Annotated in this window: 14 protein-coding genes; 2 read left to right on the top strand and 12 right to left on the bottom strand. The window is 54.8% G+C overall.

Annotation, left to right across the window (positions count from 1 at the left end):
* Nucleotides 1–9: 9 nt before the first annotated feature.
* The 12 genes from ABID47_RS25810 to ABID47_RS25755 form a co-directional block, all read right to left on the bottom strand.
* Nucleotides 10–501 carry a hypothetical protein gene (locus ABID47_RS25810; RefSeq protein WP_354501053.1) on the bottom strand — a complete coding sequence of 164 codons (492 nt, stop codon included), beginning with the start codon at nt 499–501 and terminating at the stop codon, nt 10–12.
* Nucleotides 502–587: 86 nt separating this feature from the next.
* On the bottom strand, nt 588–1097 hold the full coding sequence (locus tag ABID47_RS25805) for a metallophosphoesterase family protein (RefSeq protein ID WP_354501051.1): 510 nt from the start codon (nt 1095–1097) through the stop codon (nt 588–590).
* 356 nt (nt 1098–1453) lie between these two features.
* Nucleotides 1454–1771: a cupin domain-containing protein gene (locus tag ABID47_RS25800; protein ID WP_145948345.1), complete on the bottom strand. Its 318-nt coding sequence runs from the start codon at nt 1769–1771 to the stop codon at nt 1454–1456.
* A 36-nt stretch (nt 1772–1807) separates the two neighbouring features.
* Nucleotides 1808–4123, bottom strand: a complete 2316-nt coding sequence (locus tag ABID47_RS25795) for a DUF4962 domain-containing protein (protein ID WP_354501049.1) — start codon at nt 4121–4123, stop codon at nt 1808–1810.
* 200 nt (nt 4124–4323) lie between these two features.
* Nucleotides 4324–5091 (bottom strand): SDR family NAD(P)-dependent oxidoreductase, encoded by a 768-nt coding sequence (locus tag ABID47_RS25790; protein ID WP_354501047.1) that lies wholly within the window; start codon nt 5089–5091, stop codon nt 4324–4326.
* Nucleotides 5088–6941 (bottom strand): sensor histidine kinase, encoded by a 1854-nt coding sequence (locus ABID47_RS25785; protein WP_076175508.1) that lies wholly within the window; start codon nt 6939–6941, stop codon nt 5088–5090. The genes ABID47_RS25790 and ABID47_RS25785 overlap by 4 nt, the downstream gene beginning before the upstream one ends.
* A gap of 1 nt (nt 6942) precedes the next feature.
* Nucleotides 6943–7983: a response regulator transcription factor gene (locus tag ABID47_RS25780; protein WP_354501045.1), complete on the bottom strand. Its 1041-nt coding sequence runs from the start codon at nt 7981–7983 to the stop codon at nt 6943–6945.
* A gap of 106 nt (nt 7984–8089) precedes the next feature.
* On the bottom strand, nt 8090–9661 hold the full coding sequence (locus tag ABID47_RS25775) for an extracellular solute-binding protein (protein WP_354501043.1): 1572 nt from the start codon (nt 9659–9661) through the stop codon (nt 8090–8092).
* A gap of 124 nt (nt 9662–9785) precedes the next feature.
* A complete protein-coding gene (locus tag ABID47_RS25770) occupies nt 9786–10658 on the bottom strand; it encodes a carbohydrate ABC transporter permease (protein WP_354501233.1) in 873 nt (290 codons plus the stop codon).
* Between the two features lie 25 nt (nt 10659–10683).
* On the bottom strand, nt 10684–11655 hold the full coding sequence (locus ABID47_RS25765; protein WP_354501041.1) for an ABC transporter permease: 972 nt from the start codon (nt 11653–11655) through the stop codon (nt 10684–10686).
* Between the two features lie 1412 nt (nt 11656–13067).
* Nucleotides 13068–13880: an SDR family oxidoreductase gene (locus tag ABID47_RS25760; RefSeq protein WP_354501039.1), complete on the bottom strand. Its 813-nt coding sequence runs from the start codon at nt 13878–13880 to the stop codon at nt 13068–13070.
* A 339-nt stretch (nt 13881–14219) separates the two neighbouring features.
* On the bottom strand, nt 14220–14627 hold the full coding sequence (locus ABID47_RS25755; RefSeq protein WP_354501037.1) for a MerR family transcriptional regulator: 408 nt from the start codon (nt 14625–14627) through the stop codon (nt 14220–14222).
* Nucleotides 14628–14811: 184 nt separating this feature from the next.
* Here ABID47_RS25755 and ABID47_RS25750 point away from each other — a divergent pair, with 184 nt between their 5' ends.
* Nucleotides 14812–15192: a carboxymuconolactone decarboxylase family protein gene (locus ABID47_RS25750; RefSeq protein WP_354501036.1), complete on the top strand. Its 381-nt coding sequence runs from the start codon at nt 14812–14814 to the stop codon at nt 15190–15192.
* Between the two features lie 240 nt (nt 15193–15432).
* On the top strand, nt 15433–16191 hold the full coding sequence (locus ABID47_RS25745) for a YheC/YheD family protein (protein ID WP_354501034.1): 759 nt from the start codon (nt 15433–15435) through the stop codon (nt 16189–16191).
* Nucleotides 16192–16303 lie beyond the last annotated feature (112 nt).

Genomic DNA, 16303 nt, shown 5'->3' with positions numbered 1-16303 from the left:
AAACGTAATTTATGCCCGCATTTGAACCAGCGCCTGCCCTGGTGCAGCCTTTTCCCGATTGCCCAGCAGCGAGGAAATTTCGTCCACGGTATAGTATCCGGCGAACCGTTTTTTCCTCACCGCCTTCGTCAGCCAGCTGAAAAAATCCCACACCGGGTCGTCGACCCATCTTCCGCCATGGTTGATCAGAACGGGCGTATACGAGATTTTTAACGCACAAGCGCCCTGCCATTCGAAAAAGAAAATGTTCTCCGTATTTTTTTTCTGCAGTAAAAAGGAGTAGCAGCCCTCCTGAAGAAGATATTTGTCCTGGTTGTGAAAGAAAACCGGTCCTTCCGCCGTCGCCACGATCCCAATCAAGTCGCCGTTGTGATGGACGTAAAAACCCCGGGTATATTCGATGTTCATATCGGATGTGAGCCGAACCTCCTGAAGCGAGTAGGGTTCGACTCCCCGGTGTCTGGTTTGCGCTGCGTCCTGAAAATGACTAATGATTTTCATGATTACACATAACCTCCCTCTTCGTACAACGCTTCAATGAGTATACCGCTTGATTCTATACCAATTCTGAACATTGCGGGGCATCCCTATCCTTTATCCTCATAAAACACATGCCGGGGCAAGACTTGTCCACCCTTGATTTCAAGCAGTCCAAACGAATACAGCTTCTCCCTGCGCTTGTCCGTAGGAGAACCAGGATTAAACATCAGCACGCCGTCGTCCATCTGCAGGTAAGGCTGGTGGGAATGGCCGAACAGGATGCAGGAAACCGGCTCGCCCTCAAAGGCTATCCTGGCCTTTTGCGGAGTGGTTATTTTTGATGAATAAGGCTCATGTCCGTGAACAAGCCCGATTTGTACCCCTTCAAAGGAGAGTATCTTTTTTTCGCCAAAACGCTCAATGATCTCGTACCCGTCATTATTTCCGGCGATGCCGTCCACAGGAGCTAATTTCGACAGCTGATCGTACACCTCCAGGGTCATCCAATCGCCCAAATGAAGAATATGGTCTACCTCCCGGAACGCTTCCGTCAGCTTTGCGGGGAGCTTTACCCTCCCTTCTCTTAAGTGCGTATCCGAAACAACACCGATAATCATGGTCGTTCCTCCTTTTCTCAATTTGATTACTTTTCCACAGATCACATTTCACATGAAAATTGCATTTTCCAGTTACTCCATCTATACCCTGCCTGACCGATCATCATAAGTACACTTGTGCAGCTATTTTCCCCTGGTCCAACTATTATAGCAACGTCCCTGTCTGTGATCCCGCACAAAAAAACTGCCCCGCGGCTTCCATATGGACAGTTCAACGTCCAAAAGGTGCCGAGAGGCAGTCTAGGAACAGCCTGTGTTAAGGCTGTCATGGTACAGTCACGGTACTTCATCGTACTAACTTGGCCACGCTTAACTTCGTCCAAACGAACCTGAAGCAGCGACCGTCGTGCCGTCCATCAATACTTGATCAAGTCGGCACGCAGCGGCGTGAAGCAGTCCAGCAATGCGCTGGCTTCCAGCGCTTTCGCCCCATGCCTGGCGCCCATCGGAATGACGATGTGCTCGCCCTGCGCGATGACCGTCTTCTTGCCTTCGATCGTGAACTCGACGCGCCCCCGCAGGCAGTAGGACATCTGCTCATGCGGGTGGGCATGCTCATATCCTTCCGCACCGGCTTCAAAATGTACTTCCATCATCATCAGCGACGCCCCCGGCTGCAAAATTTTGCGCTTTACGCCGGGCTCCGCGTCCTCCCAAATTCCGATATTGCTCACGATTGTTCCGCCTCCTTATACTTGTCATTTCATAAACTAAAACGCCTTCGTGATTTCGATTTTCTGCGTTTGCCCGTTGTCCGTTAAATACAAATTATAACTGAATCCTTGATCGTCCATAAAATAAGAAATGTATTTGGCGGCCTCATTTAGCCGCTTTGGCACGAGCAGCGTGGCGATCCGGTGCGAGGACGCGTCCTTGGTCTCCGCCGACAGATGCCAGTGCGTATCGAGCCCGGCGATTTCCTCGGGATCCACGCCCTCGAATCCGCTTGTCTGCGACAGCGCAAGCTCTCCGGACGTGCTGAAGATGAAACGGCCTTCCATCAGGGCTTTCTTGCCGTTCACGTAGAAGGACTGGCCCTTCAGCTCCATCTCGTACAGCGTGTGGAAGAGCCACTGCACCCGTCCCGGCTGCTCCAGGTCGATCGAATCGACAATAACGAAGTAGCTGTTTTGCACAAAATAAATCTCGCGCTTGTACTGCTTCAAATACGGTACATGCTCCCGGTAAGCGGAGGTTGGATTCAAACGAGTGTAGGATACGCCCTTGTTATGCCAGGCGTCCTCGACCTCCCCTTTGGCCGCCAAGTTCAGCGCCTTGTTCATGCCGGCGAACTGCCCCTGCCCGTCGATGAGGACGGCGTTTTTGGACTTGGTCTGCCTGCGCCAATTCAGATGCATCGAGCTGTTAAACGCGACATAATACCCGCTCTCAATGGCCAGCGGCTCCCCGTAAGCGTGCAGCAGGAACGCGCCCTGATCGCCATGGCTGTGGCTGACCGAGCCGTAACGGCTGCTCTTGGCGATCAGGGAAATCTGCTCCGCAGGATCGTGCAGGCGGTGATGCATCGCCACCCAGCCGATGTCGCGGAACCATTTGACGGGCTCGATGCCGGAAGGCTCTACCGGTTCAACCTGCGGATAATTGTGCCGGTACACGAGGTCATCGAAGGCAAAATCCCACCAGCCGTAGTTGTAAAACATGCGGTCGGCCTCCGGATTCGCGTCCTTGAGCTGTTCGAAGTACCATTGGTACCATCCGTTTCCGGTCACGCCGGCAAACTCGCGCATATTGTAGCCGACCTTTTTGATGATGTCGTCCCCGAGCGTCGAGTTGTCGCCAAAGGCCGTGCGCGTCGACGTGGTGGGGCTGTAGCAGTAGAGGGGAAAATCGCCTGTACGCTGAAAAAAAGGCCGCCGGAACACGTCGAGCCCCGAAAAGTTTTTGAGCAGGTTCAGGCCCTCCGTCAAGTAAGCCATGCCCGTCGTCCAGTAGTGGGGCCCTTCGGCCCAGCCGCCGTCCTTGCCTCCCCACGGGGAGAACAGCGTGTAATAGTACTCCACCGTGTAGTCCATCCATTCCCTGGCCTCCGGCGCCTCGTCGAAGAGTGCAATACAGCAGGGCACGAGCACCGAGGATAAGGAGCGGACCGCGTGGCTGTCATAAGGGACATGATGGATCTTCGAGCGCTGGATCACATGGTACGCCACCTGCCGGGTCCGGGCGAGCAGCGGCTCCCGCACCGCTTCCCGCTCATCCTCCGTCAGCTCGCCGTGGAGCCAGTCGTAGCCCCAGGCCAGCGCCGCGGCGATCCGAAACGCCGCTTCGTCGTTATAGTCGCGGCTGGTCGGGCCGTCCGGGTCCCAGGACGCGGCGTGCAGCAGCCAGGCTTTCGCCTCCGCGAGCAGCTCGGCGTCCTGCAGCACGGCACCGGCAACGCTCAAATGCCGGATGGCGTACAGCACCTCCTGGCAGGCCAAATAGCTTCCGCGCCACAGCGCCGCCGTCCGGCGGTTGTCCGGGTAGGGCTGCGGTTCCGCAATCAGCTCCCGGGTCAGCCAAGGCTTGACCGATTGCTCGAAGAAGGCCTGCCATCCGCTGCCTGCCGCATCCTCCCTTACTGTGCCGCGGTACGCTTCCAGCTCATCCGGCTGCAGCCACAGCCGGGGATGACCGGTGCGTACCCGGCTGTAGCGCTCGCTCCGGGACGGGAGCGCCGTCTCCGGCAGGCCCTCCGGCACCCGAAATTCTCTTACGGTGCTCCATTCGGACTGCTGTGCCTCCGGCCCTTCCCCTTCGAGCAGCGCGTAGCGCCAATAATACGTTCCCGGCCCCAAGGCCTCGGAAGGCGTAAAGAAATTGTAGGGGACCGGCCCGTAGGTTCGGGTCGTCTCCCCGGTGAAATCCGGCGCGGATGACACCTCCAGCACGTACCGGTCATCTTCCAGTTTCGCCGGGATCCAGGTAAACCTCGGCGGGTTCTCGATCAGCTCCGTTTGCCCGGAAGGCGCATACTGCACCGTTAAATCGCCGCTTTGCGGCTGATACAATCCGTTTGCCGTTGCCATTGTCGTATCCCTCCAGTTTGGGTGACGCTGTAGTAAGCTTATCGTCCTGATCCTTATCTTGCCGTACCCATATCACGTTCCTTGTGAGTGAGTCGTCTGTTGTTCATCATTAGTACCATTTCAGCTTCAGCTATCCATTTCCGTTTGAAAGTATTTTCAGGGCAAGGTCAATTTGACCGTTACTGCCTTGGACGCAACCTTTACCGCATGAACAATCCACCGTTCACTTCAATAGTCTCGCCCGTAAGATAGCGGGACAGGTCCGATGCCAGATACAGCACCGTATCGGCGACATCCTGCGGCGTCCCTTCCCGGCCAAGCGGGATTTTGGACACCGTGGCGGCCCGGCCCTCATCCGAGGTGAAGGTCGCATGAAAGGCCGTCCGGCCGATAAAGCCCGGCGAAACGCAGTTGACCCGGATGCCCTGCGGCGCTACTTCCTTGGCCAGTCCTTTGGAGAAGGAAATGACCGCCGCTTTGCTGGCCGCATACACCGATGCCCCCGGCCCGCCGCCGTCATGGGCGGCGACCGAAGTCATGTTGATGATGGACCCGCCACCGCGGGTTGCCATGCCTGGAATGACCAGCTTGCTCAAAAACACGCAGGATTTGAAATTGACGTCCATGACATGCGTATAATGCGCCTCGGTCATTTCGGCATTCGGTACCCGCTTCACCAGGTGACCCGCATTGTTCACCAAAATATCCACCGGGCCGCCAAGCTCCCGCTCTACCGTGTCCAGCATCGCCGTCAGTTCCTCAATGCGGGTGACGTCCGCCTGGACGACGGCGGCCCTGCCGCCCGACGCGGCGATTTCCGCCGCAAGGGCTTCCGCCTCCTCCCGGCCCCGGTTATAATGAACCGCCACCGCGGCTCCCGCGGCCGCGAGCGACCTGGCCGCTTCCCGGCCGATGCCTGAGCTGGCACCGGTCACCAGCGCCATTTTTCCCTGTAAATCGATCTTCATCCCACGTTCTCCTCCTCATACATGCAAGTGATGCTGCCGTCAAACGGCAGCGACATCCGAATCGTCGTTCCGTGATGCAAAGCGCTGTCAATCGTCAAACCGTACGCTTCTCCATACACCATCTGAATCCGCCGGTGCACGTTCATAAGGCCCAACCCGCCTTTGTGGTACAGGGAGCCCGAATCGGACTCCGCGAGCCGGTTCAGCTCCAGCTTCTGGCGCAGCGAATGAAGCTTCTCCTCCGTCATGCCGGCGCCGTTATCCTGCACGGTCAGCCGGAACCCTCCTTCGCGGACCTCCGCGCCGATCCGGATCCGGTGATGATCCTGAATCCCGTCGGGGAACGCATGCTGGAACATGTTTTCGATCAGCGGCTGCAGCGTCAGCCGGACCATCTTGTGCAGCAGCAGATCTGGAGGAACGTCAACGTCCAGCTCAAACTGCCGCTGGGTCCGGTACTGCAGAATCGTCATGTAATTCAGCACATGCTTCAGCTCGTCGACGACCGTAATCTCCGACAGGTTCGTCTGAATCGCATACCTCAGCATGGCCGCCATCGCTTCGACCATTTCCATGATTTCTTCGGAATCCTGGACGACGGCGTAGCATTTGATGGTCTCGAGCGTGTTATACAGAAAATGCGGATTGATCTGCAGCTGCAGCGCCTGGAATTCGGCCTTATGCTGCTCCAGCGCGATTTTCTGAAGATTCAGCTCCGTCTTGTGCGAGCGGATTTCCGCCTCGTACACGCGCTCGATCATCTCCGACAGCCGCGTCAGCATCAGGTTGTAGCTCGAGATCAGAAAACCGAACTCATCCTGGCGCTGCTCCTCGCCCTCAATCGTCTTCCACTCGCCTTTTTCCATCATGCGCATATTGCGGACGAGCTTCTTGAGCGGCTGCACGAGAGACCGGCCAAACCGGCCCGCAATCCACATCGCGACCATTAACGTGATGAAGCCGGCAATGACCGTCGTATAGCGGATGTTCATGATCGGTTTACGAAGCTCTTTCACCGGGACCGAAATGACCATCTGCCAATCGGCGGCGCTGAGCCGCTGCGACACATACATCCGCTTTTCCCCGTTGACGACGGCCGTGAAGGTGCCCTGCCCGCTGAGCAGATTTTTCTTGACTTCATCGTCCATGAACTCCGGGATGACGGCGTCCTCCGGCTTGTCGACGAAATTGCCCTTGCTGTCCACAATGAAGGAGTAGCCTTTGTCCCCCAGGTCCATTTGTCCCCACAGCTTGGATATCTCCCTGGTGTTAAGCTTCATGCCAAGGATGCCCCGCGGCTGGTGCGACAGAAGCCCGCGCACACGGCGGATGAACGTAATGTACTGCTCTTCCCCCGGATCCACCGTTGCCGAGTTGATGATCGCGCCGAGACCGTCCTTCGGAATATTTTGCTCGATTAAACGATAATACGATTTATAATCCTTGACCTCATCCTGGATGATGTCCTTCGTTGTGATCGCCTTGCCGTCCTGATTAATGACGTAAATCAGTTCGATCTGCGGATAAATGATAAAGGCTGAATCGAACACCTTGCTCTGAATCCGCCGCGACAGCTCGTAATACTGGAAACTGTTGTCCGGATCCATCTCCATGAACTTCAGGACGTCCGGATCGGACAGGATGATTTTGCTGGCATTGTCGAACGTCTGGAGGTATAAGTCCGTATGATAGGCCGCGTGGGTGATCATTTGGGACAGGTAGCGTTCCAGCTGGCGGTCCAGAAGTTTGGACGACTGCACGTAAGTGATGGTGCCGACCACCGATAAGGAAATGACGATTAATACCATGAAGTAGCCGAAAATGCGGTGGGAGATGCTTCTGCGGAACATGTCAGATCCCCAGCCGCTGCCGGTATTCCGAAGGCGAGATGCCTTCGTATTTCTTGAAGGTTTTCGTGAAGTTGGAATGGTCGGCATATCCAACCGCGTATGAAATGTCGGTGATCCGGTGCGATTCCTCGCCGAGCATCCGCTTGGCGTATTCCATGCGCCGCTTCGTGCGGTACTGGACGAAGGTCTCCCCCGTCGCCTGCTTGAACATGACGCTGAAGTAATTCGGATGCAGCCCCAGCTGATCCGCTACTTCCTCCAGCGACACCTCGCTGGCCAAATTGCGCTCGATGTAATGCTTGGCTTCCTCGATCGGGTCTTTCCATTTCCCTTTCCGCTTCCGGTACAGGCGGTCCAGCGTCTGGCCGATCCGCTCGGCGAACCGTCCGAAGGCCTCTTCCCCGGTGGAGTCCGGGCCGAGCTCCAGGCTGTCGTCCAGTTCGATGTTCATCTCCCTGGCTCTCAGCTTCTTAACGAGCAGGCCGTGAAATTCCTCCAGCATTTCGGCCTTTTGCCGCTCCTGAAGCTGAAAAGCGGAAGTCTCCCTCCGCCACTCCTCCAGCAGCTCCTGAACCTGGCTGCGGTTCATATAGTAAATAGCCTGGTCAAACCGCTCCAGCCACGCATCCATCTTGGCGACAGAGAGGTAGGCGGAGGCCGGCTTCTGCTTCTCGGCGCGCTGCACCAGGCGCCGCAGCGTATCCGCAAGCTCCCGTTTGGCCACCGGCTTCAGCAGGTATTCCCTGACGCCGAAAGCCATACAGGCCTGGGCATAGGAGAAATCGCCATAACCGGATACGACCACCGTCTGCACCGGGTACTCCTGCTTGGCGATGGCCTCACACAGGGACAGGCCGTCCATGACCGGCATCCGGATATCCGTAAACACGAAATCGGGGAGCTCCTCCCCGATCGCCTGCAGCGCCTCGCGCCCGTTGGCGGCGAGCCGGATGGATGAAATCCGGATCCCGGACTGCTGAATGAATACGCTTAGTCCTTTCAGAATCATAGGTTCATCGTCAACGAGCAAAATCCGATACATCCTCAAGAGCTCCTTTCGATTTCGTATTCAGAATTCGTTTCTGGGCGGCGGGAACCGGTGCAGGTCGCCGCCCCAATATCTCTAGCAGGTGAACAACCGCCAATTCCTACTTCCGCGGCAGGAAGATCCCCTCTTTTTTCTGGTAGCGTTCATTGGCTTCCTTCAGTACGGCATTGCCGCCCTTGGACTTCCATTCCTCGATCACCTTCGGCCAATTTTCGATCGGCTCCTGGCCGTAGACCATTTTGACCATGTGGGTCACGAGCACAGGCGGCGGCGTATCCGAAAGCGGAGTGATGTCCGGGTTCTTTTTAAGCGCTTCCAATCTAGGGTCGAATTCGAAGCCGTCACGGCCCTCGTTCGCCAGAATGTTATCGAACACGCCCATCAGCTTGCGCCCGTCTTCCGTCAGGCTGAGCGATCCCTTGTTGTACGTCGTGTCCTGCACGAGCCACAGGAAGGATTGGCGGTAGCGCTCCTCGTCAACCGCTTTGGAGTCGGTCGGCTGCTTGTAGTTGATTTTGTCCCCGTCCATCGTGTATGTTTCGCCCTCGACACCAAAGGTAAAAAACTTCTCGGCTTCATCCGATACCATCCAGTCGAGGAATTGGATGATTTTCTCCGGATGTTCGTATTTGGCATTAATGAAATAAGAACGGTTTACGTCGCCGTACAAATAATATCCGCCCTTGCCGTCCGGTCCGGTCGGGGAGGGAATCACTTCGAGCTTCGCGTCGGGAACCGTATCCTGAAGCTGGGTCTGCCATTGAAGCAGCTCGTTGGCGTTCATCGACCAGATGCCGGCTTTTCCGGACAGGATCGTGTTCTTGAATGTCGTCGGGTTGATCGTGGCAAATTCCTTGTTGATCAGCCCTTCGTCATACATCGTCTTGTAGGTGGACAGCGCTTTCATCATATTGTCTGCATCGAAAAATTTGGGCTGCACCTGACCGTCCACTTCCTCAAACTGGCTTAAATAAGGGAAAACATCGTACGCTCCGAAGACCGTATCCGCATATTTGAAGTCCTGACGGCCCATGTAGGGATTTTCGACGCCCATCTTTTTAAAAGCGCGCAGCACTTCCATAAAATCGTCGATCGTCTTCGGCACCGGCAGGCCTGCTTTGTCCAGCAGATCCTTGCGGATCCAGGTCGCGCGGCGGGAAGGGTTGCCGAGCCACTCCGGAATACCATAGATTTTACCTTCATAGGTCATGCGATTCCAGGCTTCTTTCGGGATTTTTTGCAGCAGGTTCTGCCCGTACTTCTGCAGCAGGTCGTCCAGCGGCATAAAGACCCCGGCCTCCACCGACCCCGCCATCTCTTTCCCGGTGACGCCGCCCTGGCCCTGTACCACGTCCGGAATGTCGCCCGTGGCAAACATCTGCGCCATCTTCTGGTCGTATTCGCTGTGCGGAACCAGGCGGATGTCCATGTCGGTGTTCGTCAGCTCCTCCAGCTTCTTCACCCACTTATCCGCGTTGATATCCGGCGATTTTTCCACATGGCCGAAATTGAGCGTCCGCAGCGAAATCGAAAACTTGGTGACCCCGTTGTCCTCCGTGCTCGTCCCCGCATCCTTGCCGCTGGCGGATGAATCATTGTCCTTGCCGCCGCACCCGGCGAGCAGAGATGCCGTCATTACGGTGGCCAGCATCAGGCTTACCCATTTTTTCATCGTATCCCCTCTTTCCCCGCTTTGATTGCTCTTGTGTATGCTCTTTGTTGGATTTGGCAAGTTGATTGTATCCTTAACGTTTGCCCGACCGTGAGGTGGCAACTTCAGTTCGGGTAGTTCATTTTTAAGATTTGACCGCACCTAGTGTAAGCCCTTTCACAAAATGCTTCTGCAGGAACGGATACAGTAAAATGATCGGCAGCGTCGCGATGACAATGGTCGCCATTTTGATCCCCTCCGGGGAGGTAAACGCCAGCTCGCTGAACTGCGAGGCGCCGGGGTCCATGCTGAGATCGTCGGTCTCGAACATCTTTTTCAGCAGCACCTGCAGCGGCCACCACTTCGGCTGATCAATGTAATACAGTGCGTTCATATAGGCGTTCCAATGTCCCACCGCGTAAAAAATGCCGAGCGAGGCCATCACCGGCTTGGAGAGCGGCACCACCATCTTCATCAGGATGCGAACCTCCCCGCAGCCGTCGATACGGGCGGAATCGATGACTTCCGCGGGCAGCTGCTTGAAGAACGAATGCATCACGAAAAAGTTAAACGCGCTGATCGCACCGGGCAAAATCATGGCCCACGGGGTATTCATCAAATGCAGATTTTTCATCAGCAAAAAGTTCGGAATCAGCGGCGCGCTGAAAATCATCGTGATCAGCACCATCAGCATGATCAGCTTGCGCCCGACATACTCCTCGCGGGACACCGGGTAAGCCAGCGTTGCCGTCGCCACCAGGTTGATCAGCGTTCCGGCCACCGTGATGAAGACGGATACCGCGAACGCGCGCCATATTGACGCGTCACTGAACACGTACCGGTAGTTGATCGTCGTAGCGTCCACCGGCCAGAACGTCACCTTGCCCGACGTGACCGCTTCCGACGAGCTGAAGGACTGGGCGATGACGTTCAGAAACGGCAGGAACATGGCGAGCCCGAGCAGGCACATGAACAGGATGTTGAACGCGTTGAATAGTTGATAGCTCCTAGACATCATTCGGTGCAACCGTCGTTCCTCCCTTCTAGTACAGGCCTTCGCCCGTCGTTTTCTTGCTGAGCAGGTTGCCGGTCAGGACCAGCACCAGCCCCACCACCGATTTGAACAATCCCACCGCCGTCGTGTAGCTGTACTGCTGCGACAGGAGGCCGGAGCGGTAAATGTACGTGTCGAGAATTTCCCCGTTTTCCGTATTGAGCGCGTTCAGGAACACCCACACCCGCTCAAAGCCGAAGTCGAGGAACTTGCCGATGTGCAGCAGGAACAAAATCATGATCGTCGGCAGGAGCGCCGGCAGCGTGATCCGGAGCGTTTGCTTCCACCGGTTCGCCCCGTCGATCTCGGCCGCTTCGTACAGGTCCGGATTGATTCCCGCCAGGGCGGCCAGGTACAGGATCGTGCCGTATCCCATGTCCCGCCAAATGCCCGAGCCGACCAGTACGCTGCGGATGTAGGCGTTGTCGCCGAGGAAGTACACCGGCTCGATGCCGAACAGTCCGAGCAGCTGGTTCAAGATGCCCGTGGACGGGGACAAAATGGCCACGGACATGCCGGCGATGACGACCCAGGACAGAAAGTGCGGCATATACACCACGGTTTGGATGACCCTTTTGAACACGACCAGCCTCAGCTCGTTGAGCAGCAGGGCCAGAATGATCGGGGCCGGAAACGCAATGATCAGGTCGTAGAGCCCGATGAGCAGTGTATTTTTCAAGATCCTCAAAAAGTCGTAATGCTGGAACATCATCGTAAAGTTGGCGAAGCCCACCCACTCGCTGCCCGTGAAGCCCTTAAAAATGTTGTAATCCTGAAACGCGATGATCGAGCCGCCCAGCGGAATGTACTTGAAGATGAGAAAATACACGATCCCGGGAAGGGAAATCACGTACAGCGCCTTGTACTTCCACATGAGGTGGATCAGTCCGCCGCCCCTTCCCGGCCTTCGGACCACGCCTGGGGGCGTCAGCTCGGCCGCTTCCGTTTTGATCGTCGACATATCGGTCCTCCTTTTACGCACGTCGTATAGCTGTGCTTATTTTTCATAGTAATGGCGGAGGGGTGGGGGATGCTTGGCATGAACAGGGGTGGGCTGGTTATTTTTTAAGGTTGGGGGCGTTGATTGATAAAAAGGACAGAAGCCCTTATGCCGCATCTGCGATGGGATCATTGGGTCGATTCGAAGGAGCAGCAACGAAACCCAAACAGCGGTGCATCATCTTTGGGACCGGGGCGCCTCGAAGAAGCCGTAACGAAACCCAGACTTTTGTGCTCGGGGGAGGGACGCATTTGGGGTTCCAGCCGCTGTTGAAGCCGTGTTCCTTGATGAGATGAAGAGGTGGGAACACGGCTTCAAAGGCGGCACGTAGACTTTCCACCCCATATGCTTTCCCTCTTTGGAGTTCAGGTGGTGGGAACTGCTGCCTCTTGGGGTAGCTGCTAAAACGCCCCTATCTGCTTCTCACTGCTGCTTAGCCAATTGTTTCTCCTTCGGTTACCGCACCAGCACAACGCCTTTGCTCGTGACCTTATAAAATCCCCAGCTTGTGGGGGGATGCAAAAAAGAGGCGTGTCGCCTTATGGCACGCCTCTTTCTGGTTGGCTGCTGGTCTCCTCTAAGAAGTCGTAACGAAACCCATACTTCAGCGCTCGGGGAGGGACGCATTTGGGGCTCCAGCCGCTGTTGAAGCCGTGTTCCTTGATGAGACAAGGAGGTGGGAACACGGCTTCAAAGGCGGCACGTAGACTTTCCACCCCATATGCTTTCCCTCTTTGGAGTTCAGGTGGCAGGGACTGCTGCCTCTTGGGGTAGCTGCTAAAACGCCCCTATCTGCTTCTCACTGCTGCTTAGCCAATTGTTTCTCCTACGGTTACTGCCGTTAGCACTACTCCCCCACTCGTGACCTTTAAAAATCCCCAGCTTGTGGGGGGATGCAAAAAAGAGGCGTGTCTCCTTACGGCACGCCTCTTTCGGTCATCTAGCTGATTCGAAGGAGCAGCAACGAAACCCACACCTCAGCGCTCGGGGAGGGACGCATTTGGTGTTCCAGCCGCTGTTGAAGCCGTGTTCCTTGATGAGACAAGGAGGTGGGAACACGGCTTCAAAGGCGGCACGTAGACTTTCCACCCCATATGCTTTCCCTCTTTGGAGTTCAGGTGGCGGGGACTGCTGCCTCTGAGGGGCTTGAGGAGACTGACCTCGTCTCCTCACTTTAACTGCTGGCCATTTGTTTCACGATCGCCGCCACCAGCACAACGCCTTCGCTCGTGACCTTATAAAATCCCCAGCTTGTGGGGGGAAACAAAAAAAGAGGCGTGTGGCCTTACGGCACGCCTCTTTTGGTTATCTAGCTGATTCGAAGAGATTAGCAGCGAAACCCATACTTCAGCACTCGGGGGTGAGCCCCCCTATCACCGGAACTGCTGAGCAATACCAGCCATAAATTCCTCCTCCGGCACCCTGCTGCGCAAGTCCAGCAGGAACTCGGCGTCCGGACCGGCGATATACCGGAACCGGGGAGAAGGATCGACCGCCGCCTCGTAGATCGTCTTTGCGATGTGCTCTGGTGTGGACGACTGGGTTTCGAAGCTCTCCAGCTGTTTTTTCATAACGGTGCCGGTATAGGCTGCGTACGCCTCCAGCGAATCGTCCTTCAGCACATCCAGCGAACGTCCGGTAAAATCCGTCGCCACGTTGCCCGGCTCCACGAGCTTCACCCGGATGTTGAGCTCAGCCAGCTCATAGTAGAGCGATTCGGAGAAGCCTTCCACCGCCCACTTGCTCGCGTGGTACAACGACAGCAGCGGGAAAGCCACCCTGCCGCCGGCTGACGAGACGTTGATCACCGTTCCGCCGCCCTGGGTCCGGAAATGAGGAAGAAGCGCCCGGGTCGTCTGCATCACGCCATGGACGTTAACATCAAACTGTTTACGTACTTGGGCGTCCGTCGCCGCTTCAAAAGCGCCGAATGCCGCATAACCCGCGTTGTTCAGCAGGACATCGATCCGCCCAAACCGGTCCATCCCCTCTGCTATCGCCGCCTCGATGGTTTCCTTCCGCTCTACGTCCAAACGGGTCACCAGCACCCGCTCCAAGGACCGCAGCCCGGTTTCCTGTTCCGGCGAACGCATCGTCGCAATGACGTTCCACCCCTGCTGCTGAAAAAACTGTGCCGCCGCTTTTCCAATACCTGATGAAGCACCCGTAATCAAAATCGATTTCATGCCAATTCCTCCTCGTCTTCTCATTTACAAGGAGATTATAGCGCGTAGAATGAACTATGTAAACTAATATTAACTATTTTAGTTAAGTTTACATAAAATCATTAATATCGTTTGTCTCCGCAGCAGACTAAAACGAGCACGGATGCGGGACGGACAAAGGAGATTTAAGGATATAGGAGGCAAATAGGCAGTCGCCGCAAAGGGAGCCTAAGAATTTCCGTTCGCGTATTACCTAGAAATGAGATTTAGTGTACTACCTCGGAATGAAATTTAGTGTATTCCCTCGAATGAACGATATGGTGCAGACAACAAAAAGAGGCCGGCACGGCCTCTTCCTGCTCATTTGCCGGGCGGCACTTTGGGTGGCACCGCCTGGTTTTGTTCTTTTTCCATCCCTTTGTAATGATCGATCTTGTCGTCAATACTTCGCAAATGATCCCGGAGCACCCGCATTTGCTCATGAATGTGCGCCTGGTGGGCCTCCAGCATTTCCCGCCTTTCCGTTATCGTGGAATCGCCTTCGCTCCGCAGGTCCGAAAACCGCTTCATCCCGCTGATCGGCATTCCCGTTCCCCTTAACCGCATCAAAAATTCAACCCATAACAAATCGAACTCCCGGTACAGGCGGTAACCGTGCTCATCCCGGGGTATCCCTTCCAACAAGCCAATCCGCTCGTAGTAACGCAGCGTATGCACGGACAGACCGGTTTTTTGGGAAATCTGCTGAATCGTGTATTGGTTCTCCATGGCTGCATTATATCACTAAATCCCCTATGCATAGCAGGCCCTATGCTTCGATCTGCTTTAATTCCTTGCGTCTCCTTGGAATGGCAAAATCCCATGCAAAAAAAGCCTTGCTTTAGAGCGCGCTCAAAGCTGTAGCATATAACTCACGAAGCGGTTAAAACATCATTTCAGGAGGTCATAAACAATGACAAACGAACGTTACGAACGCGGATGGGAAAAGCTGCTGGAGGTCGATGGCGACGGCGGGCAGCGTGTTATGGACTCGCTCAGCGATATCGCCCCGGACCTAGGGAAATACATCATCGAATTTACCTTTGGCGACATTTATTCACGGGAGGGGCTGGACCTGAGGCAGCGCGAACTGATTACGATCGCTTCCCTGACGACGCAAGGGGGATGCGAAGCGCAGCTGAACGTGCATATCAACGCCGGGCTGAATGTCGGGCTGACCGCCGGCGAAATTGTGGAAGCCATCATCCAATGCGCGCCGTACACCGGCTTTCCCCGGGTGCTGAACGCGGTATTCGAGGCAAAACGGATTTTTAAAGAACGCCATTTCATATAATGGGCGAAGGGGCGGCGGAATGAGCCGCCTTTTTTGATCTGCTATATAGAATGAACTAAAGAAATGAATGTTATAGGGCCATATTGGGCCGTTATAACAGGAAGTTCAATGGAAAACTTTAGTTCAATCTATCTAGCGGATAGAACTTTAACCTTTTCCGTTCTTATCGCCACAATAGACAGATATCGTTGCAAGCACATCTCTACATTCATATGTTAGGTCAGGAAGGTGGTGGTATGTATGGCTAAGTACAAAAGCAGCTCGATCAGCGATAAATGGAAGAAAACGAATTGGTTATTGGAGCAGGGCAATTTACGGAAACATGTCCCCCACACGGCAACTTTTGATAGAAAAAACCTGTTCTCCATGCTTTCCAAATATTCAACCGTTTACTTCAAACCAACACATGGTTCCGGCGGGGCGGGCATTATTCGGATCAATAAAAAGAACAATGGGTACCAAACCCAATTCAAGAAAGAAAAATCCTTCTTCGCAACAGCTGACGAGCTATATCATATGCTTTCCCGCTTTTCTAACAAAAGGCCGTATTTGTTACAGAAGGGGATCCAATTAGCAAAAACGAACGGAAAGCTGTTCGATATTCGCGTGATGGTGCAGAAAACGAAAAAAGGGGAGTGGATCAGTACGGCCGTCTTCGCGAAAATCGGGAGTCCTGGAAAGATTGCAACGAACTACAACCAGGGAGGAAGCCTCGGTTTATTTCAGCCAACGCTGACAGGCGCAGGATTTCATTCGGCCTCCATTCAAAGTACGGAAGAAGCGCTGAAGCAGTTAGGAGTTTCGGTAGCGAAAAATTTTGACCGCCATCTCAAAGGATTTCAGGAACTGGGTTTGGATGTAGCGGTGGACAACAAGGAGAAGCTGTGGATATTGGAGGTCAATACACGGCCCCAAATTTATCCGCTAAAATTTTTAAAAGACAAAAAGTTATACCATCGAACCCTATCTTATGCAAAGCAATATGGGAGGCACAAATAACCGCCATCAAGACGCCATGAGCAAACATGGCTTTTTTTGTTATACATCCATCGTTCGGGGAGATCCTTAACTCGACTAACAACAAAATGATAATATTATTCATTAATTATTT

It is taken from the genome of Paenibacillus favisporus (genome assembly GCF_040545415.1).
Classification (GTDB): Bacteria; Bacillota; Bacilli; order Paenibacillales; family Paenibacillaceae; genus Paenibacillus_AQ; species Paenibacillus_AQ favisporus.
Note: the sequence above shows the minus strand (reverse complement) of the source record. Positions and strands in the feature narration are given on the sequence as shown.